The organism is Ruegeria sp. CI8, from assembly GCF_056536865.1.
On sequence record NZ_JBQFQL010000005.1, the window covers coordinates 70,789 to 89,781 of the forward strand.

An 18,993-nucleotide genomic window follows, 5' to 3' on the forward strand; every position below is an offset into this window, starting at 1 on the left:
TGTGGATAACTCGGCTCAATATCCCATATCCTGCGCAACTGCGTTGACTCGCGGGCCTTCCCTTGTCCAGACTTTCAGGGAACGGGAATCATGGAAATCGGCCTTTGCGCTTTACCAAACTCAAACTCACCGGCTTCAAAAGCTTCGTCGATCCGACCGATCTGATCATCGCGGACGGGTTGACCGGTGTGGTGGGGCCCAACGGCTGCGGCAAGTCCAACCTGCTCGAGGCGCTGCGTTGGGTGATGGGCGAGAACCGCCCCAAATCGATGCGCGGCGGGGCGATGGAGGACGTGATCTTTGCCGGTGCCGCCACCCGTCCGGCGCGCAACTTCGCCGAGGTGGTCCTGACCATGGACAACTCGGAACGTCTGGCCCCGGCCGGGTTCAATGACAGCGATCAGATCGAGATCGTGCGCCGCATCACCCGCGACGTGGGCAGCGCCTACAAGGCCAACGGCAAGGACGTGCGCGCCCGCGACGTGCAGATGCTGTTCGCCGATGCCTCGACCGGCGCGCATTCACCCGCGCTGGTGGGGCAGAACCGGATCGCCGAGCTGATCAACGCCAAACCGCGCGCCCGCCGCCGCATTCTGGAAGAGGCCGCCGGCATCTCGGGTCTGTACCAGCGGCGGCACGAGGCCGAACTGAAGCTCAAGGGCACCGAGGCCAACCTGACCCGTGTCGATGACGTGCTCGAACAGTTGGGCACGCAGCTGGCGCAGTTGGCGCGGCAGGCCCGTCAGGCCGCGCGGTATCGTGAGATCGGCGAGCAATTGCGCCAGGCCGAGGGAATGTTGCTGTATCGCCGCTGGAAAGAGGCCGACATAGCCCGCCAGCAGGCCGAAGAGCGTCTGCGCGACCGCACGACCGAAGCCGCGCGCGCCGAGGCCGAGGCCCGCGCCGCCAGCGCGAAACGCGCCGAGATCGAAGAAACCCTGCCGCCGCTGCGCGAGGAGGAGGCCATCGCCGCTGCCGTCCTGCAGCGCCAGCAGGTGCAGCGCGATCAGCTGTCCGATCAGGAAACCCGCGCGCGCCAGACCATCGAAACCCTGACCGCCCGCATCCAGCAGCTGGGCCGCGACATCGAGCGTGAAACCGGTTTGAACCGCGACGCCGGCGAGATGATCGAACGGCTGGAATGGGAGGCCCGCGAACTGGCCAAGGCTGCCGAGGGCCATGACGACAAGCTGGCCGAAGCCGCCGAAATTGCCCGAGAGGCCGCCGCGGTTCTGCAGGAGCGTGAGGATCTGCTGGCGCAGGAGACCGAGGACACCGCCCGTCTGGTCGCGCGTCACCAATCGGCGCAGCGCCTGGTCGAGGACAGCCGCAAGACGCTGGCACGCTCCGAGGCCGAAGAGGAAAAGGCCCGCGCGGCCGTTGCCGAGGCCCGCGCCGCGCTGACCCGCGCCGACGAAGCGTTCGAGGCCGCGCAAGCCGCCGAGGAAGAGGCGCGCGAGGCCGCCGAAGCCGCCGAAGAATCGCTTGCCGCCGCCGACGAGCTGCGCGGTGAAACGCAGGCGCGCGAGGCCGAGGCCCGCGCTCAACGCTCCGAGGCCGAGGGCGAGTTGGGCGCGATCCGGGCCGAGACCACCGCGCTGGCCAAGCTGGTCGAGCGCGACACCGCCGAGGGCGGGCAGGTGCTGGACCTGCTGCAGGTCGAGCCGGGCTTTGAAAAGGCGCTGGGGGCCGCGCTGGCGGATGACCTCCGCGCCCCGCTGGTCGAAGGCGATGGGCCGTCGGGTTGGGTGCAGGTGCCGGGCTATGACGCCGATCAGCCTTTGCCGGACGGGGCCGAGCCGCTTGCGCTACACGTCTCGGGTCCGGACCGTCTCAGCCGCCGTATCGCGCAGATCGGCCTGATTGACGCCGATCAGGGCGCGCGGCTGCAACCCTTGCTGAAACCCGGCCAACGGTTGGTGTCGCGCTCTGGCGATCTGTGGCGCTGGGACGGGTTCCGCGCCTGGGCCGAGGATGCCCCCAGCGCCGCGGCGCTGCGGCTCGAGCAGCTCAACAAGCTTGAGGCGCTGAAACAGCAACTGGCGCTGGTCGAAGCACAGGCCGACGGCGCCCGCGCCGCGCACGAGGCCCTGTCGCGGCAACTGGCCGAGGTGACCGAGGCCGACCGTCGCGCCCGCGAGGCCCGCCGCGCCGCCGATCAGCGCATGGCCGAAGCGGCCCGCGCGCTCAGCCGGGCCGAGGCCGACCGCAACCTGGCGCAGGGCAAGCTGGAGAACCTGACGCTTGCGGTCGACCGCCACAAGCAGGATGCGATGGCGGCCCGCGCCCAGCTGCGCGAGGCCGAGGCCGCGCTGGCCGAGCTGGGCGATCTGGACACCGCCCGTGCCCGGGTCGAGGACATCAAGCAGACGGTCGAGGCCGCGCGGATCACCATGCTGACGCACCGTTCGACCCATGACGAGCTGCGCCGCGAGGGCGAGGCCCGCACCCGCCGCGCACAGGAGGTGGCCAAGGACCTGAGCGGCTGGAAACACCGTCTGGAAACAGCCGAGAAGCGCATCGCCGAATTGGCCGAGCGCAAAGCCAGTTCCGAGGAAGAGCTGACCGAAGCGATGGCCGCGCCCGCCGAGATCGCCGAGGCACGCGAAGAGCTGAACGAGATGATCGAGGCCGCCGAGGCCCGCCGCGCCGAAGCCGCCGACAAGCTGGCCCAGGCCGAAGCGCTGCAACGCGAGGCCGTGCTTTCCGAGCGCGAGGCCGAGCGCAAGGCCTCGGAGGCGCGCGAAGCCCGCGCCGCGGCTGAGGCGCGGTTCGAGGCGGCCAAGGAAAGTGTCGCCGCCGCTGCCGAGCGCATCGCCGAGGATCAGCAACTGACCCCGAACCAGTTGTTGAACCAATTGGACGTGAACCCTGACGACATGCCCGCCGCCGATGCCCTGGAAGCTGAGGTGAACCGCCACAAGCGCCAGCGCGACGCGATGGGTGCGGTGAACCTGCGGGCCGAGGAAGACGCCAAGGAGGTTCAGGAGGAGTTCGACACGCTCAACAGCGAGAAATCCGATCTGGAAGAGGCGATCAAGGCGCTGCGCAGCGGCATCGCCAGCCTCAACCGTGAGGGCCGCGAGCGCCTGCTGACTGCATTCGAACAGGTCAACGCGAACTTCGCCATGCTGTTCAAGCATCTGTTCGGTGGCGGCGAGGCCAACCTGGTGATGGTCGAGAGCGACGACCCGCTGGATGCGGGGCTCGAGATCATGTGCCAGCCGCCGGGCAAGAAGCTGTCGACCCTCAGCCTGTTGTCGGGCGGGGAACAAACCCTGACCGCCACCGCGCTGATCTTCGGCGTGTTCCTGGCCAACCCGGCGCCGATCTGCGTGCTGGACGAGGTTGATGCGCCGCTGGACGATGCCAACGTGACCCGGTTCTGCGATCTGCTGGACGAGATGTGCCGCCAGACCGACACGCGGTTCCTGATCATCACCCACCACGCGGTGACCATGGCCCGGATGGACCGTCTGTTCGGCGTGACCATGCAGGAACAGGGCGTCAGCCAGCTGGTCTCGGTCGATCTGAAAAAGGCCGAGCAGATGGTCGCCTGACCGCTCACCGCAACGTTATTCCGTGATCGGGCCGGGCCGGGCTAGTCTGGCTGCATGAAACACCTGTTGCTGATTGCCGCGGCCTGCGCCGCCTCGCCGCTCTGGGCTGTCGAATGGGTCACCCGCCCCGGCGATGTCCCCCTGAGCCCCGCTGAACTGGACGCGCTGGCCGGGCGGACGCTGACTTTCTATGACGACGGGCAGTCGAAATACTCGGCCGGTGGGGCCTATTCCTATACTTATTCGGCGGTCAATGGCGGCGGAACGGCCTTCGGAACCTACTCGATCGCCGCTGATGGCAGCATCTGTGTGCAGTACCGCAACGGGTTCGACCGCTGCGATCTGTACGTGCGCAACAATGGCCGGTTGATCCTGATCACCGAAAAAGGTGAACGTTACCCGGTGCGACCCGAGTGATCGGGGCCTCTCCTTCACCCGCCGTGCCCAACCAGGAATCGACCGATGACCCGACCCGCTCCGACCCTGCACATGCTTTGCGGCAAGATCGCCGCGGGAAAATCGACGCTTGCCGCCCAGCTCGCGAGGCAGCCCGGCACAGTTCTGATTTCCGAGGACGCCTGGCTGAAGCCGCTTTTTGCCGATCAGATGGTGACAGGTGCCGACTATCTGCGCTGTTCCACGCGTCTGCGCGCGGCGATGGGTCCGCATGTCACGACTCTGCTTGAGGCGGGCATGTCGGTTGTTCTGGATTTCCCGGCCAACACGGTCGAAACCCGTGCTTGGATGCGCGAAATTCTGGATCAGACCGATGCCGCGCATCAGATGCATGTGCTGACCACGCCCGACGCCGTTTGTCTGGCCCGACTGCAAGCACGTAACGCAGCGGGCGACCACGCCTTTGCCGCGACGGAAGAACAGTTCCGCCGGTTTTCCAAGCATTACGCGGAACCGACGCCTGAGGAAGGATTCACGCTGGTGTTCCACGACCCAACGGATTGAGCGGCTAGAGTCGGTTCAGCAAATCAACCGTCGGCCATGCGTCCGCAGGCAATCCCAGCCGGGCCTGTTCAGCCTGTACTGCAGCGCGCGTTCCGGCCCCCAAGATGCCGTCGATCTTGCCCACGTCATGCCCGCGCGCCTGCAGTTTCGCCTGCAGCTGTTTCATCTGGGCACCGGTCAGGCCCGGATCGGGGTTGCCCGCGGCATAGACTTGCGCGCCCTCGAGGCGCGTTCCGAAATAGGCTGCGGTCAGGACATAGACAAAGCTTTGGTTCCACTCGAAATAGACATCGAAATTCGGATAGGCCAGAAAGGCCGGCCCCTTGCGCCCCTGCGGCAGGATCAGCGAGGCCGGCAGGTTGGCCAATGACCCGCTGCGCGCCTGCACGCCCATCGCCCGCCAGTCCGAGACCGGGCGTGGTTTGCCCGGCCCGCTCAGCGACCAGTCCATCTGTGCGGGCACGGTCACCTCCTGCAGCCAGGGCTGACCCGGTTGCCAGCCCAGATGCGACAGCATCTTGCCCCCGGACATCAGCGCGTCGGGGGCCGACGTTTTCAACCGAACATGCCCGTCGCCATCACCGTCCACGCCGTTTTCCAGAATGTCGCGGGGCAGCATCTGCACCATGCCGATCTCGCCCGCCCATGCGCCCGTGGTGCGGTTCGGGTCGAAATCGCCGTTCCGGAACAGCTCGATCGCGGCGAAGATCTGCGGCCGGAACAGCTCGGGGCGGCGGCAATCATGGGCCAACGTCACCAACGCATTGCGGGTGTTGAAATCGCCTTGGAACGCGCCGTAATCTGTCTCGAACGCCCAGAAGGCCAACAGGACCCCGCGCGACACGCCGTATTCGGCCTCGATCCGGTCGAACACGGCATCGTATTTCTGTGCCATCGCCTGGCCGCGCCTGATCCGATCCTGCGAGATCAGGCGGCGCGAGAATTCGATGAACGGTTTCTGGAATACGCCCTGCGCGCGGTCGGCCTTCAGTACCTTGGGGTCCTGTTGCGCACCGTTGAAGAACGCATCGACCGTGGCCGTATCGAACCCCTGCTGTGCCGCTTCGGCCTTCAGTCCGCGAACGAAGGCGTTGAAGCCGCCGCCGCATTGGGCAAGGGCCGGGGCAGCGAACAGGCAAGCGGCCACAAGGCCCGAGACAAAGCGCATGACGAAAACCATCCTCAGAAAACCGTGTTCAGACCAACCCACACCGTCAGCCCCGCCAACGCAAGCCCCCAAACCTGCCAAAGCATTCCGCATGCGCGGAAAACCTCCGTTGCGCCGATCGTGCGCCGGGCTTCACCATTGACCCAGGCCAGATCGCGCAACTGCCCGTCATAGCTGCGGGGCCCGGCCAGTGCCACGTCCAGCGCGCGGGCCATGGCGGCCTCGGGCCAGCCGGCATTGGGCGAGATGTGGCGCTGCGCGTCTGCGACGATGGCCCGCCATTGGCGCCACTGCCCCGACAGGGCCAGGATCATCAGGCAAGTCAGCCGCGCCGGGATCAGGTTCAGCAGATCGTCCAGCCGGGCGGCGGCCCAGCCGAAGTCTCGGTACGTGTCGTTGCGGTAGCCGATCATGCTGTCGGCGGTGTTCACCGCCTTGTAGACCAGGAGCCCCGGCAAGCCGCCCAGCAGGAACCAGAAGGCCGGGGCGATCACCCCGTCGCTGAGGTTCTCGGCGGCGCTCTCGATGGCCGAGCGCGCCACCTGTGCCTCGGTCATCTGCGAGGTGTCGCGCGACACGATCATTGCCACCGCCGCGCGCCCCTCGGGCAGGGATTGCCGCAGCGCGACGCCCACGGCGCGGACATGCGCCACCAGAGAGTTCTGTGCCAACAGGATCGCGCAGACCACGACATCGACCGCCCAGCCAAGCCACGCCAGCGCCGCACCGATCACCCAGCCGCCCAAGACCAGCAGAAGGGCGACGAACACGCCCTTGGCATGTCGATGTCTGCCGTGGTTCAGATGGCGGTCCAGCAAGCCGATGGCGTTGCCCATCAGCACCGCCGGGTGCCGCAGACGCGACCACAGCCAATCGGGCTCGCCCAATGCCGCGTCCAGCAGCATCGCCAGGGCCAGCGTCAGCGCGATGCTCACAGCGCCGCCTCGAGCCGCGACCAGCCATGCTCGGGCGGCAGGCCCAGCCGCAGGAACCGATCGGAATAGGGGAAGATGCGGCTCCAGATATGGGCCTGTGCCAGCCGGTGCTGCCAGGCGGCGGCATCGTCCACTTCGTACAGGCGGAACAGCGTGGTGCCGCCGACCAAATGCGCGCCCTTGCCGGTTATCAGCGTATCCAGCCGTTCCGTATCACGGGCCAGTCGCGTACGCGTCGCTTCGGCCCAGGCCGTGTCATTCAAGGCCTGCGCGCCGATGCGCAGGGCCGGGCCGGACACGGCCCAGGGGCCGGTCAAATCGTTTAGCCTCGCGATCAGGTCGGGATGCCCGATGGCAAAGCCCAGCCGCAGCCCCGCAAGGCCCCAGAACTTGCCAAAGCTTTTCAGGACGATCACGCCGGGGCGCTCGGACAGGCTAATCAGCGAGGCATCGGGCGTCACGTCGCAAAAGCTTTCGTCGATCACGGTCAGCGGCGCGTCGGCGTCCTCGGCCTGCCAGATTCGGCCGTTGGGATTGTTGGGATGCACGATCACCCGCGCCTGTGCCGGGCCGTCGGGCTGCACCGCCCAGCCCTGCGCGGCAAAGGCGGCGGCATGTTCGTTGTAGGTGGGCGTGGTGATCTGGACCGCACCAACGGGGGCCAGCGCCGGGATCCGCGCGATCAGGGCCGAGGCCCCCGGTGCGGGCAGAATCGCCGCGCCGTCCGGCACACCCCAGAAGCGACGGGCCGTGGCGCTCAGCCGGGCAAAGGCCCCGTGGTCGGGCAGGGCGGTCCAGTCCTCAGACGTAAGGTCCGCCACAGGATAGGGGTTTGGGTTGATACCGGTCGACAGGTCGATCCATTCCGTTCGCGCGCCGCCATGACGGGCAATGGCGTCGTCCAGCCCACCGCCGTGGTCACGCTTGCCGCGTGGGTTCAAGTCGTCAGTGCGGTCAGTCATGCCGGAATCGTCCAAAACGCCGAATTTACCCCGCTTCAAGCGGATTTACGCCGTTTTTACAAGCAAATCCGGTTCATAGAGGAGCGCTGGAGCGACCGTTAACCCTTTGTTAACGAAATAACGTGATCACAGCTTATGGGGGTCGGCACCACTCACCTTATCAAGTGCCGAGGTTGTTGCAAATGAAAGTTCTGATTGTTGAGAGTAACCCCGACCTGGGTCGGGTCTGGCAGCGGCACCTGGAACGGCAGGGGGCTGAGGTTTCTCTGGTCGAAAGCCAGGAGGCAGCGATCCTTGCACTTTACGGCACGCCCTTCGACATCATAATCTTGGACCTGGTTCTGGATTCAGGCAGTGCGTTGGCGGTCGCGGATTTCGCCAGCTATCGCCGCCCGGATGCCCGGGTGATCTTCGTCACCAACACAACGTTCTTTTCCGACGGATCGATCTTTGCGCACAGCCCCAACGCCTGCGCCTATGTCCAGAGCGGAACGCCGCCCGAGGATCTGGCGGCGATGGTCGAACACTACGCCGCGGGGCGTTGATCGCGTCCGTGCGGCTCCCAATAGTCCAGGGTGGGGTTGATCGGGATGATCCGGTGCGGATTGATGCTGTCGTGACTGTAGTGATAGTGCCGCACGATATGGTGCATGTTTACCGTGCCCGCCACGCCCGGCCATTGATACAGTTCGCGCGTGTAGGCCCACAGGTTGGGATAGTCGATCAGCCGCCTGCGGTTGCACTTGAAATGCAGGTGATAGACCGGGTCGAACCGGATCAGGGTCGTGAATAGGCGCCAGTCGGCCTCGGTCAGGCGATCCCCCATCAGGTATCGGTGCGTGGACAGCCGATCTTCCAGCCAATCCAGCGTGTCGAACAGGGGGTGCACGGCCGCGTCATAGGCCTCCTGCGAGGTGGCAAAGCCGGATTTGTAGACGCCGTTGTTCACGTTTGAGTAGACCCTCGCATTGACCTCTTCGATCGCGTCGCGCATCTCGGCGGGCCAGTAGTCGTCGGTGTTGCCAGTGATTTGGTCGAAGGCCGAATTGAACATGCGGATGATTTCCGAGCTTTCATTCGACACGATGGTCTCTTGCACCTTGTCCCACAGGATCGGCACCGTCACCCGGCCCGAGTAGTTCGGGTCGGCGCGTGTGTAGACCTGATAGGCATAGTCCAGCCCATACAAAGCATCGCCGGTGGCGCCGTGATCGTCGGTCTGGAAAGTCCATCCGCGGTCCAGCATGTCCGGATGGACAACCGATACGGTGATCAGGTCCTGAAGTTCCTTGAGCTGGCGGAAGATCAACGTCCGATGCGCCCATGGGCAGGCCAAGCTGACATACAGGTGGTATCGACCGGCTTCAGCCTTGAAACCGTCCTTGCCCGAGGGACCTGCACTGCCATCGGCGGTGATCCAGTTTCGAAACTGGGCCGCCGAACGTTTGAACGCTCCGCCGGTGGATTTCGTGTCGTACCAGGTGTCGTGCCAGGTGCCGTCGACCAACAGGCCCATCTTGGATCCTCCGTTTCCGTGTCCGATTAAACCTTAGTGCGACAGCGCCGCAGTTCACATCGCCGACGGCGCGCAGCATCTCTGCGCAGTCGCACAGTGCCGTGCGGGATGTCTGTGCAACAAATCGCCCACAGGTCCACGGCAACAGTCGGGCTTCACTGGATTTTTACGAAGATACCCCCACAATAGATAGCATAGCTTGGGGGGAATTTTGATGAGTACTTATGTTTCCAAGGAAATTAGCGCCGAATTGGATGCGGCCCGAATCGCATCGCTCAAGAAGTCCAGCCGCCTGCGGGTGGAAATGGGCGACAATACCTACAGAATCCTCAAATTGTGGAAGGATGGATTCGCCGTCGAGGCCGAGACAACACCGCGTCTGCGTGGACTGGTCGATATTTTTGATGGCGCCAACCACCTTTATCAATGCCTGATCGTCGCTGACGAGGAAGACGGCGGCCAGATGCGATACGAGTTCAAGCGCAGCACCGTCGCGGCGGACAAGGCACCACTGGATTTCTATCGCGCGCCGGATGCCCCAATCGCCCTTCTCGGCAAAGACGACTAGGGCAGACCGTCCGCGCGGCCTTATTGAAGGTCGGAAAAAGCTAGTTTCAAACGGGCGCACGCGTCCTCGACTCGCGCCCGCTGAGTGGCGAGATTGAACCGTTCGAAGGTCTCGCCTCCCGTTCCAAAACCCGGGCCGGATGACGTTGCGATCCGGGCATCATCGCGCAAACGGCGCACGAATTCGGCGTGATCCATGCCGGTGCCCGAGAAATCGACCCAGGCCAGGTAGGTTGCCTGCAAGGGCATCGACCACAGACCGGGGATTTCGGAGATCGCTGCATCGAATATCGCGCGGTTGCCCCGCAGGTGGTCGATCTGGGCATCCACCCATTGCGCACCTTCGGGCGTGTAGGCCGCGGTGATCATCGCCACGCCAAGTGCGCTGGGGTCATAGTCCAACGTGTTCAGCCGGTGACGCATCTGCGCCCGCAGCGTGTCGTCGGGAATGATCATGTTGCCAGTGCGCTGGCCTGCGATGTTGAAGGTCTTGGACGCCGCTGTCAGCGTCACCGTCCAGGGCCGCGCATCCGGCGCGGCCACGTCCATCGGCACGAATTTGTGCCCGGGATAGACCAGATCGTGATGGATCTCGTCCGAGATCAGGATCAGCCCGTTGCGTTCGGCAAAGGCCGCCACCGCACGCAGCTCGTCCGGTGTCCAGACCCGCCCCGACGGGTTCTGTGGCGAACACCAGATCAACATCCGTTCCGACCCGTCCAGCCGCGACTGTGCGTCGTCCAGGTCGATCTCATAGGTGTCGCCGGCCCGCACCAGCGGGCATTCCACCACCCGGCGGCCGGTCTTGTTCACCTTGTGCGCAAACTCGTGATAGACGGGCGTGAAGATCACCACCCCGTCCCCCGGCTCGGTCCAGACATCGAGGCTCAGCGCGATGGCGTTGCCCAGACCTTGCGAGGTCAGGATCCAATCGGTGTCGATCGCCCAGTCGTGACGGTTCTGCATCCACCACCGCACCGCCTGCAGATAGGCCGGGTGCTGCCAGGAATAGCCGAACACCCCGTGATCGGCCGCGCGGCGCACCGCCTCGATCACGCAGGGCGCGGTGGCATAGTCGGAATCGGCGGTCCACATGGCCAGCCCGTCCTCGGGCGAGACGCCGAACAGCTGCTCCATCTTGTCCCATTTCGAGCTGAAGGTGCCCCGGCGGTCGATGAGGTCGTTGAAAGTCATGTCTGCTCCATTCGTTGGCCTGAAAGCTATCGGGAAATTCGCCCGGCGCAAGGGGGGCGTTGCGGCCACGCGCGCGATGACCTAAATCAGCCCCATGAAACGCAACATCCTGATCCATCCCGATCCCCGCCTGAAAAAGGTCTGTGCGCCCGTGGACGACCTGTCGGACGAGCTGCGCGCGCTGGCCGACGACATGCTGGAAACCATGTATGATGCGCCGGGCATCGGGCTGGCCGCGCCCCAGATCGGCGTGCTGGAACGGCTGATCGTTCTGGATTGCGTCAAAGAGGAAGGCGCCACCCCCCGCCCGCTGGTGATGTTCAACCCCGAGATCATCTCGGCCTCGGACGAAACCAGCGTCTACGAGGAAGGCTGCCTGTCGATCCCCGATCAGTTCGCCGAGGTCACCCGCCCGGCCGAGGTCGAGGTTGCCTGGATGGACAAGAACGGCAAGGCGCAGCGCGAAACCTTCGACGGGCTCTGGGCCACCTGCGTGCAGCACGAGATCGACCACCTGAACGGCAAGCTGTTCATCGACTATCTCAAGCCGCTGAAACGGCAGATGATCACGCGCAAGATGGTCAAGCTCAAGCGTGAGCTGGCCCGCGCATGACCGTCCGTCCCTGCCTGCCATGGCCCGACAAGCGCCTGCGTACCAAGGCCGAACCGGTGACTGAAATTACCGACGGGATCCGCGCCATCTGGGACGACATGATCGACACGATGGAGGCGATGCCCGGCGTCGGCCTGGCGGCGCCCCAGATCGGCGTGACGCTGCGGCTGGCGGTCGTGGACGGCTCGACCGAGCGTGGCCGCGCGGTGCGCCTGGCCAACCCCGAAATCCTGCACAGCTCGATCGAACTGCGCGAGCATGACGAGGCCAGCCCGAACCTGCCGGGCGTGTCGGCCAAGATCAAACGTCCGCGTGCGGTGACGGTCCGGTTCCTCAATGAAAAAGGCGAGATCGACCGGCGCGATTTCGTCGGCATCGAAGCCACCAGCGTGCAGCACCAGATCGACCATCTGAACGGCCGGATGTATTTTGACCGTCTCAGCAAGGTCAAACGCGACATGCTGCTGCGCAAGGCGAAAAAGGCGGGGTAGGGCGGCATGCGCGTCATCTTCATGGGAACGCCCGAGTTTTCGGTGCCGGTGCTGGATGCGCTGGTGCAGGCCGGGCACGAGATCGCCGCCGTCTATTGCCAGCCCCCGCGCCCGGCCGGTCGCGGCAAGAAGGACCGGCCCACGCCGGTGCATGCCCGCGCCGAGGCGCTGGGCCTGCCGGTGCGCCATCCCACCTCGCTGAAATCGCCCGAGGAACAGGCCGCCTTTGCTGCGCTGAAGGCCGATGTGGCCGTGGTCGTGGCCTATGGGCTGATCCTGCCGCAGCCGATTCTGGACGCACCCCGGCATGGCTGCCTGAACATACACGCCAGCCTGCTACCGCGCTGGCGCGGGGCCGCGCCGATCCACCGGGCGATCATGGCGGGCGATGCCGAGACCGGCGTCTGTATCATGCAGATGGAGGCCGGCCTGGACACCGGCCCCGTCCTGCTGCGTCAGGCCACCCCGATCGGTCCCGAGGAAACCACCGCCCAGCTGCATGACCGCCTGTCGGCGATGGGCGCCGATCTGATCGTGCAGGCTCTGGACCGCCTGCCCGAGCTGACTCCCGAACCGCAGCCCGAGGTCGGCGTGACCTATGCCGCAAAAATCGACAAGGCCGAGGCCCGCGTGGACTGGTCGCGCCCAGCTGTCGAAGTCGATCGCCAGATCCGCGGCCTGTCGCCCTTTCCCGGCGCCTGGACTCAGATTGAGGGCGAGCGCGTCAAGCTGCTCGCCTCGCGCCTGTCGGACGGGCAGGGCATGCCGGGCGAGGTGCTGGACGACGCGCTGCGCGTGGCCTGCGGCACCGGCGCAGTCGAACTGCTGCGCTTGCAACGGGCGGGCAAGGCGACGCAGGATAGGGAAACCTTCCTGCGGGGCTGGCCGATCCCGGCCGGAACCCGCCTCGGCTCGGAGACGTCCTGATGTTCATGGTGATGATGGGTACCGTCGTGATTGCCGGCATCGTCGGCTATCTGTCCGAGGTGACGGGCTTTACCCACAACGGTTATCTGCAATCCATCATCATCTGCGTGGGCGGGGCGTTCCTGTTCTATTTCATCCGCATCATGTTCGGCATCAGCTTTGGACCGCCTGGGCTGGATGCGGTGATCTCGTCGGTGGGGGCCTTGATCATCGTGCCCACGCACTGGAGGAAATGAGATGCCCGTCCTTGCCTTGATCGTCATCGGCGCCGCGGCCGGATTTCTGGCCACCCGCCTGATGCGGATCGAGGCGGACATCCCCACCACCCTGCTGATCGGTATCGCCGGGGCCGTGGTGGGCGGGCTGATCATGCGCGCCTTGCTGACGGTCATGGGCTGGATGCCCGGATTCGTCGGCGCGGTGCTGGGCGCGCTGCTGCTGATCTGGATCTGGAAGACCTATTTCCGGCGTTGATGCGGCAGGCCGCAGGCCACGCTAGACAGTGCTTTGGCAATCAACTAGGCATCGGCAATGAAAAACTATTTTTTCCCACAAGCTTATAACAACGCATGGGCCAACCACCGAATTCTGGAGGCTTGCGCGCAATTGCCCCCCGAAGAACTGGCGAAGCACCGTACTGGTTTCTTCCCGTCCATCATCGAGACTCTCAATCACATTTATACGGTTGATCTTTTCTACGTCACCGCTCTGGAAGGCCGGCCAATGGGATTGGACGCCTTCGACCCGGAAACTCCCTATCCCGACTTGCCCGAGCTTTCGGCGCACCAACGCGCCATCGACCGACGTTTCGTGGATGTTTGCCGCGATGAGAAGGTTTTGGATGAAACTGCACGCGTCAGGATTCCACGTGGGGAATTGGTGCAAGTCGAGCGGTACGACCGCACGATCCTGCACTTGCTGCAGCACCAGATTCACCATCGGGGACAAGTGCATTCGATGCTTTCGGGCACGATGATCGCTCCGCCGCAACTGGATGAATTCTTCATGGAGTGGGAGGCTGACAGATCATTGCGGGCCGAAGATTTCACGTCTCTGAACCTGACCGAGGAAGAGGTGTGGCGCGGCCTCTAGCTCCGCGGCGGGCGTGCCTTGTAGACCGGCAACTGCCAGCCGAACAGCAGCGATCCGGCCCGCAGCGCCCAGCAGGACAGCGCGCACAGGCCCAGTGCCAGCAGCGTCTCAAACCCCAGACGGGTGGCCACCACGGCCACCAGCGCCCCGGTGAAGGCGCACGAGACATAAAGCTCGCCCTGCTTGAGCACTAGCGGTACCTCGTTGCAGACCACGTCGCGCATCAGCCCGCCTAGGCAACCGGTGGTCACACCCATCAACACCACGATCACGCCCGACTGACCCAGCGCCAGCGCCGCGCCCGTTCCCGCGGCCGCGGCGATCGACAGCGCGAAACTGTCCAGCCAGACCAACCAGTTGTAGCGGCTTTCGACCAGATGCGCGGTGAAGAACACGACCACCGCCGCCGCCACCGCGATCAGGATATAGTCAGGTTGGCCCACCCAGAAGACCGGGTGCCTATCCAGCAGCAGATCGCGCACCGTCCCGCCGCCTACCGCCGTCAGGCAGGCGATGAAGGCGAACCCCACAAGGTCCAGCTGCGCCCGGCTGGCCACCAGCGCCCCGGTCAGCGCAAAGACCAGAACCGAGGCATAGTCCAGCAGGGCCAGACCGGTCATGTGCGGGCCTTTTTCGGCTTGAACGGGGCCATGCCCGCGCGCGCCAATTCGTCGGCGCGTTCGTTTTCGGGGTGGCCGGCATGGCCCTTGACCCATTCCCAGGTCACGTCATGGCGCTGTTGGGCTTCGTCCAGCCGCTGCCACAGGTCCACGTTCTTGACGGGCTTCTTGCTGGCGGTCTTCCAGCCGTTGCGCTTCCACCCGTGGATCCAGCCCGTCACCCCGTTTTTCACATAGGCGCTGTCGGTCACGATTGTGATCTTCGAGGGCCGCTCCAATGTTTCGAGCGCGCTGATCGCGGCCAGAAGCTCCATCCGGTTGTTGGTGGTCTCGGCCTCGCCGCCATTTAACTCGCGCTCTTTCAGGACGGTTTCTCCATCCATCGCCCGCAGCAGCACGCCCCAGCCCCCCGGGCCGGGATTGCCGGAACAGGCACCATCGGTATAGGCAAACAGATCAGGCATGGGCCAGCACCAGAATGAAACCGTCATAAGAACCGGCCAGCCCCTTTCCCATACCGGTGGTGACACGGTGAATGACGAACCCGGCCTCGACCAACGCGGTCTCGATCTCGGGGCGCGTGAAATAGGTGTAGTAGCGGTCCAGTTCGTCGCGATGCTCTCCGGTGCCCAGTTTGAGGCCCAGAAAGAACACGCCGCCCGGCTTCAGGGCCCGGTGGATGGCGGCCAGGTGTCGCGGGAATTCGGCGCGCGGGGCGTGCAGCAGGGAAAAGCTGGCATAGACCCCATCGTATTCGGCCGTTTCGGTCACGTCATCGAACGTGCCCAAATGCGCGTCCACGCCATTTGCGCGGGCGTGTTCGACAAAGGCAGGTGTGGCGTCCAGCGCCCGAACCCGCAGCCCCTGGCGCAGAAAGAAACCGCTGTCCGAACCCGGACCCGACCCCAGATCCAGCACCAGCCCGTCGCCGACTGCCTGCGCAAATGCTGCGCGCGCCTCGATCTGTTCGGGCGGCAGCGGCACTTTCAGATAGTCGTCCACACGGGTTGTGTAGGCGTCGATGGTTCGTTTGTCGCTCACAGGACTACTCCGACGGCCAGGCAAGTCAGCACGACGGCGCTCAGCAGCAGCCGCAGTTTCATCCACCAGCGCGGGGTCAGGCCCCAAGACCAGAACAGCGCGTCCAGCACCAGCAGCCCGGCAAAGCCAATCATCAGGTTGGTGCCCGCGTCGACCGGCCCGCCGCCGGTGGTGAAGAACGCCCACAGCGCCGGCAGTACCGACAACCCATAGCACAGCGCCGTCCGGCTGCCCGAGGTCTTGGTGGCAAAACCCCAAAGAACGCCGGACATGAAGCTGAGGATCACAGCGCCATAAAACAGCTGCACATAGGGCCCCACGAACCGGGGACCCAGCGCGCGGCTGCCCCAGTCGTTCAGGTCTCCGCTCAGGTAGGTCAGCGCGCCCCAGACGAAGGGGATCAGACCGGCCAGGCCCAGAACCAAGGGTGCGCGGGGGATGCCGCTCATGCGGGCACGCGCAGAATGCGGGGCACCTTGAACTCGACATTCTCGGTGGCGGTTTCGACGGTTTCGACGGTCACGTCATAGCGGTCGCGGAAGGCGTCGATCACCTCGTTCACCAGAACTTCGGGGGCCGAGGCACCGGCGGTGATGGCGATGCTGGAAATCCCCTCGAGCGCCCGCCAGTCGATGTCGGTGGCGCGCTGCACCAGCTGGGCATAGGTGCAGCCCGCCTTGGACGCCACCTCGACCAGGCGGCGCGAATTCGAGGAGTTGGGCGCACCCACCACCAGCAGCGCATCCGACCTGGGTGCGACGGTCTTCACCGCTTCCTGGCGGTTGGTGGTGGCATAGCAGATGTCTTCCTTGTGTGGGCCGACGATGGCCGGGAACCGGTCCTGCAGCGCGGCCACGATGTCGTGCGTGTCGTCCACCGACAGGGTGGTCTGGGTGACAAAGGCCAGTTTTTCGGGGTCGCGGACCTGCACCCCGGCCACATCGTCAACCGTTTCCACCAGCAGAACCTCGCCCTCGGGCAGCTGGCCCATGGTGCCGACGGTTTCAGGGTGGCCCTTGTGGCCGATCATGATCATCTGCAACCCGGCCTCTGCATGGCGCTGGGCCTCGATATGGACCTTGGACACCAGCGGGCAGGTGGCGTCGACATAGATCATCTCGCGTGCGGCTGCGGCGGCGGGCACCGACTTGGGCACGCCGTGGGCGGAAAAGATCACCGGCCGGTCATCGGGGCATTCGTCCAGCTCTTCGACAAAGACGGCACCCTTGGCCCGCAGCCCGTCCACGACGAACTTGTTGTGCACGATCTCGTGCCGGACATATACCGGGGCGCCCCATTTCTGCAGGGCCATTTCCACGATTTTGATCGCGCGGTCCACACCGGCGCAGAACCCGCGCGGGGCGGCCAGATATAGGGTCAGGGGGGGCTTGGTCATGCGTCTGTCTCCTTGAAAGGGACAGGTAAGGCTTTTCCACCTGTTGGTCCAGTCAGGACAGCTTTGTCATCATGCTGACATGAAGTCCTGTTAGCCAATACCCGTTTGAGCACGGGTTTTTGATTAAAGAAGCGCGGCCAGGACACGAAGTCCTGACCGCGCGATTGCTCCACATGTGTGAGTGGTGGATGGCGGAGATCTTATTTCCCTGCGACGGCTACCGTGCGCGGTTCATCGGACACGTCCCGCGGAGGGCGTCCGATCACGTCGCGCAGGTCGTCAAGCTCGATGAAATTGTCGGCCTGACGACGCAGCTCGTCCGAAATCATCGGCGGCTGGCTGCGGATGGTCGAGACGACCGACACGCGCACGCCCTGACGTTGCAGGCTGGCAATCAGCGGGCGGAAATCCCCATCACCCGAAAACAGAACGATATGATCCACGCGCGGCGCAAGCTCCATGGCATCGACAGTCAGTTCGATGTCCATGTTCCCCTTGACCTTACGGCGCCCCATGCTGTCGGTGTATTCCTTGGCCGGCTTGGTCACCATGGTGAAGCCATTGTAATGCAGCCAATCGACAAGCGGACGGATCGGTGAGTATTCGTCGTTTTCTAGCAGCGCTGTGTAGTAGAAGGCTCTGAGAAGCTTGCCTCGACGCATGAATTCCTGGCGAAGCAACTTGTAATCGATGTCAAACCCCAGTGCTTTTGCGGCGGCGTACAGATTCGAGCCGTCGATGAACAGCGCAAGCCGTTCGTCCTTGTAAAACATTAATTTGTCCTTCCGGTATCGCTCAACGCGCGGAGGTGTCTGTGAGTGAAAAAAATAAATTCGCGCATTGATGCCTTTAAAATAGGCTATTTGCCCTGTATCGCAAGTATTCTCTGAACGGAATACGGGGATAAAAGTGGTCAAATCCATGTCAAAAGTGGTCGTGGCGTTGGGGGCAAATCTCACCTTGAGAGGAAACGGGCCCAAGGTGACACTCGCGCAGGCTCTCGAGGTCATGGAGGCCAAGGGGCTGGTGATTCGGGCCAAAAGCCGACTGTTTTCGACCCCCTGCTTCCCTGCGGGCGCCGGCCCGGACTATGTGAACGCAGCCGCTGTGATCGAAGCGGAACTGGATCCGCGCGGTGTTCTGGACCTGCTGCACGAGGTCGAGGCCGAGTTCGGCCGCGCCAGGGTTCAGCGTTGGGGTATGCGCACACTTGATCTTGATCTTGTCTGCTGGGACGACCGCGTTCTGCCGGACCTGGACGGATACCGCCGCTGGTTGGATTTGCCGATGGACCAGCAGGTGCGATCCGCGCCCGAACAACTGATAGTGCCGCACCCGCGCCTGCAGGACCGGGCATTCGTGCTGGTTCCAATGGCTGACGTCGCGCCCGATTGGCGCCATCCGGTGCTGGATTTGACCGTCCGGGAAATGATCGGACAGCTGCCTGCGGACGAGGTTGCCGCCGTAACCCCCCTCTGAGCCGCCAATGCTGGGCATTTCCCGCTTGTCAAGGCAGAGAATCGCGCTTAGATAAACCCCTTCCTGACACGGATTCATTTGTGGAGAGCGCCTCATGGCCCGCGTGACGGTCGAAGACTGCGTAGACAAGGTACCGAACCGGTTCGAACTGGTGATGCTTGCCGCCCATCGTGCGCGCGAGATTTCCACTGGCGGATCGATCACCGTTGACCGCGACAACGACAAGAACCCCGTCGTGGCTCTGCGCGAGATTGCCGAAGAAACCCAGACGGCGGACGAGCTGCGTGAACGTCTGATCGAGGCCAACCAGACACAGATCGAGGTCGACGAGCCCGAAGAAGATCAGATGGCGCTGTTGATGGGTGCAGAGTCGGACAAGCCGGCAGATGACGACATGTCCGAAGAGAAACTCCTGCGTGCCCTGATGGAGGCCCAGGGGCAGGGGTAAGCCCTGCAAGCGAAGGTGCGGACC

Annotated in this window: 24 protein-coding genes; 13 read left to right on the forward strand and 11 right to left on the reverse strand. The window is 64.5% G+C overall.

The annotated features are described in order from the left end of the window. Nucleotides 1–104: 104 nt before the first annotated feature. Genes ACR0DA_RS17520 through ACR0DA_RS17530 form a run of 3 tightly spaced genes read left to right on the forward strand, consistent with a single transcriptional unit; the run spans nt 105 to nt 4,520 of the window. Nucleotides 105–3,560, forward strand: a complete 3,456-nt coding sequence (locus tag ACR0DA_RS17520; RefSeq protein WP_480755094.1) for a chromosome segregation SMC family protein — start codon at nt 105–107, stop codon at nt 3,558–3,560. Between the two features lie 54 nt (nt 3,561–3,614). Beyond that, a complete protein-coding gene (locus ACR0DA_RS17525; protein ID WP_170421791.1) occupies nt 3,615–3,977 on the forward strand; it encodes a hypothetical protein in 363 nt (120 codons plus the stop codon). A 45-nt stretch (nt 3,978–4,022) separates the two neighbouring features. Beyond that, nucleotides 4,023–4,520 carry a P-loop nucleotide/nucleoside kinase family protein gene (locus ACR0DA_RS17530; protein ID WP_170439858.1) on the forward strand — a complete coding sequence of 166 codons (498 nt, stop codon included), beginning with the start codon at nt 4,023–4,025 and terminating at the stop codon, nt 4,518–4,520. A 4-nt stretch (nt 4,521–4,524) separates the two neighbouring features. On the opposite strand, the gene ACR0DA_RS17535 is transcribed toward ACR0DA_RS17530, so the two are convergent. The 3 genes from ACR0DA_RS17535 to cobD are packed head-to-tail and all read right to left on the reverse strand — an operon-like array spanning nt 4,525 to nt 7,585. Further along, on the reverse strand, nt 4,525–5,688 hold the full coding sequence (locus ACR0DA_RS17535; protein ID WP_480755096.1) for a lytic murein transglycosylase: 1,164 nt from the start codon (nt 5,686–5,688) through the stop codon (nt 4,525–4,527). 14 nt (nt 5,689–5,702) lie between these two features. Then, a complete protein-coding gene (gene cbiB, locus ACR0DA_RS17540) occupies nt 5,703–6,623 on the reverse strand; it encodes an adenosylcobinamide-phosphate synthase CbiB (protein ID WP_170530299.1) in 921 nt (306 codons plus the stop codon). Beyond that, nucleotides 6,620–7,585: a threonine-phosphate decarboxylase CobD gene (gene cobD, locus ACR0DA_RS17545; protein WP_480755098.1), complete on the reverse strand. Its 966-nt coding sequence runs from the start codon at nt 7,583–7,585 to the stop codon at nt 6,620–6,622. Before cobD ends, cbiB begins: the two co-directional genes overlap by 4 nt. A gap of 182 nt (nt 7,586–7,767) precedes the next feature. On the opposite strand from cobD, the gene ACR0DA_RS17550 reads away from it, so the two are divergent. After that, complete coding sequence (locus ACR0DA_RS17550; protein WP_170342693.1) at nt 7,768–8,130, forward strand: response regulator transcription factor; 363 nt, start codon at nt 7,768–7,770, stop codon at nt 8,128–8,130. On the opposite strand, the gene ACR0DA_RS17555 is transcribed toward ACR0DA_RS17550, so the two are convergent. After that, on the reverse strand, nt 8,112–9,101 hold the full coding sequence (locus ACR0DA_RS17555; RefSeq protein WP_170601570.1) for a glutathione S-transferase family protein: 990 nt from the start codon (nt 9,099–9,101) through the stop codon (nt 8,112–8,114). The two genes, ACR0DA_RS17550 and ACR0DA_RS17555, sit on opposite strands and share 19 nt — an antisense overlap. 214 nt (nt 9,102–9,315) lie before the next feature. On the opposite strand from ACR0DA_RS17555, the gene ACR0DA_RS17560 reads away from it, so the two are divergent. Beyond that, the gene (locus ACR0DA_RS17560; protein ID WP_093965240.1) at nt 9,316–9,669 is read left to right on the forward strand and encodes a hypothetical protein; all 354 of its coding nucleotides are present in this window, start codon (nt 9,316–9,318) and stop codon (nt 9,667–9,669) included. A 20-nt stretch (nt 9,670–9,689) separates the two neighbouring features. On the opposite strand, the gene ACR0DA_RS17565 is transcribed toward ACR0DA_RS17560, so the two are convergent. Then, nucleotides 9,690–10,862 (reverse strand): MalY/PatB family protein, encoded by a 1,173-nt coding sequence (locus tag ACR0DA_RS17565; protein WP_170367941.1) that lies wholly within the window; start codon nt 10,860–10,862, stop codon nt 9,690–9,692. Nucleotides 10,863–10,956: 94 nt separating this feature from the next. Between ACR0DA_RS17565 and def (ACR0DA_RS17570) the strand changes: the two genes are divergently transcribed. Genes def (ACR0DA_RS17570) through ACR0DA_RS17595 form a run of 6 tightly spaced genes read left to right on the forward strand, consistent with a single transcriptional unit; the run spans nt 10,957 to nt 13,985 of the window. Next, nucleotides 10,957–11,475, forward strand: a complete 519-nt coding sequence (def, locus tag ACR0DA_RS17570; RefSeq protein WP_170361514.1) for a peptide deformylase — start codon at nt 10,957–10,959, stop codon at nt 11,473–11,475. After that, on the forward strand, nt 11,472–11,966 hold the full coding sequence (gene def, locus ACR0DA_RS17575) for a peptide deformylase (RefSeq protein ID WP_170601573.1): 495 nt from the start codon (nt 11,472–11,474) through the stop codon (nt 11,964–11,966). The genes def (ACR0DA_RS17570) and def (ACR0DA_RS17575) overlap by 4 nt, the downstream gene beginning before the upstream one ends. Before the next feature lie 6 nt (nt 11,967–11,972). Continuing rightward, nucleotides 11,973–12,893 carry a methionyl-tRNA formyltransferase gene (gene fmt, locus ACR0DA_RS17580; protein ID WP_170601576.1) on the forward strand — a complete coding sequence of 307 codons (921 nt, stop codon included), beginning with the start codon at nt 11,973–11,975 and terminating at the stop codon, nt 12,891–12,893. Further along, nucleotides 12,893–13,129: a hypothetical protein gene (locus tag ACR0DA_RS17585; RefSeq protein WP_005981317.1), complete on the forward strand. Its 237-nt coding sequence runs from the start codon at nt 12,893–12,895 to the stop codon at nt 13,127–13,129. The genes fmt and ACR0DA_RS17585 overlap by 1 nt, the downstream gene beginning before the upstream one ends. 1 nt (nt 13,130) lies before the next feature. Further along, complete coding sequence (locus ACR0DA_RS17590; protein ID WP_149776373.1) at nt 13,131–13,367, forward strand: GlsB/YeaQ/YmgE family stress response membrane protein; 237 nt, start codon at nt 13,131–13,133, stop codon at nt 13,365–13,367. Between the two features lie 57 nt (nt 13,368–13,424). Continuing rightward, on the forward strand, nt 13,425–13,985 hold the full coding sequence (locus tag ACR0DA_RS17595) for a DinB family protein (RefSeq protein ID WP_480755100.1): 561 nt from the start codon (nt 13,425–13,427) through the stop codon (nt 13,983–13,985). Here ACR0DA_RS17595 and ACR0DA_RS17600 read toward each other — a convergent pair. The 6 genes from ACR0DA_RS17600 to ACR0DA_RS17625 form a co-directional block, all read right to left on the reverse strand. Continuing rightward, a complete protein-coding gene (locus ACR0DA_RS17600) occupies nt 13,982–14,605 on the reverse strand; it encodes a trimeric intracellular cation channel family protein (protein ID WP_170407963.1) in 624 nt (207 codons plus the stop codon). The two genes, ACR0DA_RS17595 and ACR0DA_RS17600, sit on opposite strands and share 4 nt — an antisense overlap. Then, nucleotides 14,602–15,069 carry a ribonuclease HI gene (rnhA, locus tag ACR0DA_RS17605; protein WP_170342684.1) on the reverse strand — a complete coding sequence of 156 codons (468 nt, stop codon included), beginning with the start codon at nt 15,067–15,069 and terminating at the stop codon, nt 14,602–14,604. Before rnhA ends, ACR0DA_RS17600 begins: the two co-directional genes overlap by 4 nt. Next, nucleotides 15,062–15,646, reverse strand: coding sequence for a class I SAM-dependent methyltransferase (locus ACR0DA_RS17610; RefSeq protein ID WP_170434839.1), 585 nt, complete (start codon nt 15,644–15,646; stop codon nt 15,062–15,064). The genes rnhA and ACR0DA_RS17610 overlap by 8 nt, the downstream gene beginning before the upstream one ends. Beyond that, on the reverse strand, nt 15,643–16,095 hold the full coding sequence (locus ACR0DA_RS17615; protein WP_480755102.1) for a DUF3429 domain-containing protein: 453 nt from the start codon (nt 16,093–16,095) through the stop codon (nt 15,643–15,645). The genes ACR0DA_RS17610 and ACR0DA_RS17615 overlap by 4 nt, the downstream gene beginning before the upstream one ends. Further along, nucleotides 16,092–17,042 carry a 4-hydroxy-3-methylbut-2-enyl diphosphate reductase gene (gene ispH / locus ACR0DA_RS17620; protein WP_170434837.1) on the reverse strand — a complete coding sequence of 317 codons (951 nt, stop codon included), beginning with the start codon at nt 17,040–17,042 and terminating at the stop codon, nt 16,092–16,094. The genes ACR0DA_RS17615 and ispH overlap by 4 nt, the downstream gene beginning before the upstream one ends. A 200-nt stretch (nt 17,043–17,242) precedes the next feature. Next, nucleotides 17,243–17,815, reverse strand: a complete 573-nt coding sequence (locus tag ACR0DA_RS17625) for a LabA-like NYN domain-containing protein (RefSeq protein WP_093965260.1) — start codon at nt 17,813–17,815, stop codon at nt 17,243–17,245. A gap of 148 nt (nt 17,816–17,963) precedes the next feature. Here ACR0DA_RS17625 and folK point away from each other — a divergent pair, with 148 nt between their 5' ends. Both folK and rpoZ read left to right on the forward strand, forming a co-directional pair. Further along, nucleotides 17,964–18,521 carry a 2-amino-4-hydroxy-6-hydroxymethyldihydropteridine diphosphokinase gene (gene folK / locus ACR0DA_RS17630; RefSeq protein ID WP_480755103.1) on the forward strand — a complete coding sequence of 186 codons (558 nt, stop codon included), beginning with the start codon at nt 17,964–17,966 and terminating at the stop codon, nt 18,519–18,521. Between the two features lie 94 nt (nt 18,522–18,615). After that, on the forward strand, nt 18,616–18,969 hold the full coding sequence (rpoZ, locus tag ACR0DA_RS17635; RefSeq protein WP_170343419.1) for a DNA-directed RNA polymerase subunit omega: 354 nt from the start codon (nt 18,616–18,618) through the stop codon (nt 18,967–18,969). Nucleotides 18,970–18,993: the final 24 nt, after the last annotated feature.